General features: G+C 66.1%; 3 protein-coding genes. All 3 read left to right on the top strand.

The features are described 5' to 3' along the window. On the top strand, positions 1–653 hold a 653-nt coding region (fabG, locus tag I6U14_RS00170; protein WP_296895876.1), incomplete at its 5' end, for a 3-oxoacyl-ACP reductase FabG. 129 nt (positions 654–782) lie between these two features. Beyond that, a complete protein-coding gene (acpP, locus tag I6U14_RS00165; protein ID WP_296895875.1) occupies positions 783–1,037 on the top strand; it encodes an acyl carrier protein in 255 nt (84 codons plus the stop codon). Between the two features lie 103 nt (positions 1,038–1,140). Beyond that, the coding region (locus I6U14_RS00160) for a beta-ketoacyl synthase N-terminal-like domain-containing protein (RefSeq protein ID WP_296895874.1) at positions 1,141–1,529 on the top strand (389 nt) is incomplete at its 3' end.

Below are 1,529 nucleotides of genomic sequence, written 5' to 3'. Positions count from 1 at the left end.
ACGTGGTGCTGGTCGCCCGGAACGAACAGACGCTCAACGAGGTTCGCGAGGCGATCGAGACCTCCGGCGGCACCGCGACGGTCGCCCCCTGCAACGTCGCCGACGGCCAGGCCCTGGGCCAGCTCGTCACGGACACGGCCGAGCAGTTCGGTCGGCTCGACATTCTCGTGAACAACGCGGGCATCACGCGGGACACGCTGCTGATGCGGATGAGCGACGAGCAGTTCGACGAGGTGATCAACGTCAACCTGCGTTCGGCGTTCGTGGCCTGCCGGGCGGCGGCGAAGCCGATGATGAAGGGCCGCTGGGGCCGCATCATCAACCTCTCGTCGGTGGCGGGTCTGGTGGGCAACGCGGGGCAGGGCAACTACGCCGCGTCGAAGGCGGGTCTGCTGGGGCTGACCAAGACCCTGGCCAAGGAACTGGCGGGCAAGAACGTCACGGCCAACGTCGTGGCCCCGGGGTTCATCGAGACGGACATGACCGCCGACCTGCCGGAGGTGGTCAAGGACTCGGTCAAGACCCTCACGCCGATGAAGCGGATGGGCCAGGCCGACGAAGTGGCCGCGGCGGTGGCGTTTCTGGCCTCCGAACGGGCCAGCTACGTCACCGGGCAGGTGCTGGCGGTCGATGGCGGGATGACGATGGGCTAAACTCTACGACGCGAATGGGTAACGGGCGGCGCTGCCTCAGGTTGGCAGCGAAACCGAACCCCGATATATTGCCCCCCGCTGCCCGACGGCGGGGAGATGAGCAGGCAACGACTAGCTCAGGAGACACACATGGATCAGCAGGAAATCGAACAGAAGGTCATCGACATCGTCGCCGAGCAGATGGGCGTGGACAAGGGCGAAATCAATCGCGACACCCACTTCATCAACGACCTCAACGCCGACAGCCTCGACACCGTCGAACTGGTCATGGAGTTCGAGGACGAGTTTGAAACCTCGATTCCCGATGAGGAAGCCGAGAAGATTCAGACGGTCGGCCAGGCGATCGACTACATCAACGCCCACATGGAAAAGTCCGGCGGGTGACGCGCTCAGCCCGGCCGCCCGTGCTCACCGCCTCCGTCGCGCCGGTTGTGGCGTGCCCCTGTCAGGTTGATCTGTACCTATGAATCGCATGAACCGACGCCGCGTGGTCATCACCGGGCTCGGCTGGGCGACCAGCCTGGGCACCGATGTGCAGCAGGTCTGGGGCAAGCTGCTGGCCGGCGCCAGCGGCATCCATCCCATCCAGCGATGGGACAGCTCGGAGCATAACTCGAAGATCGCCGGCGAGATCAGCGCCTGGCAGGGCGGCCCGCACCTCGCGGCCAGCGACTGCAAGCGGCTGGACCGCTTCGCCCAGTTCGCCCTGTCCAGCGCCATCGACGCCGTCGCCGACTCGGGCCTCGACGTGGCCGGCCAGGATCCCTATCGCTGCGGCGTGATCATCGGCTCGGGCATCGGCGGGATGGAGTCCTTCGAACAAGGCCACAAGAAAGTGCTCGAAAAGGGCCCCCGCCGGGCCAGCCCGCTGCTGAT

This window comes from Thiohalocapsa sp. (assembly GCF_019695415.1).
Taxonomy (GTDB): domain Bacteria; phylum Pseudomonadota; class Gammaproteobacteria; order Chromatiales; family Chromatiaceae; genus Thiohalocapsa.
Note: the sequence above shows the minus strand (reverse complement) of the source record. Positions and strands in the feature narration are given on the sequence as shown.

Bases quoted from the DNA above. Each gene is read 5' to 3' on its own strand.
- acpP (WP_296895875.1), top strand. From the start codon at position 783: ATGGATCAGCAGGAAATCGAACAGAAGGTCATCGACATCGTCGCCGAG.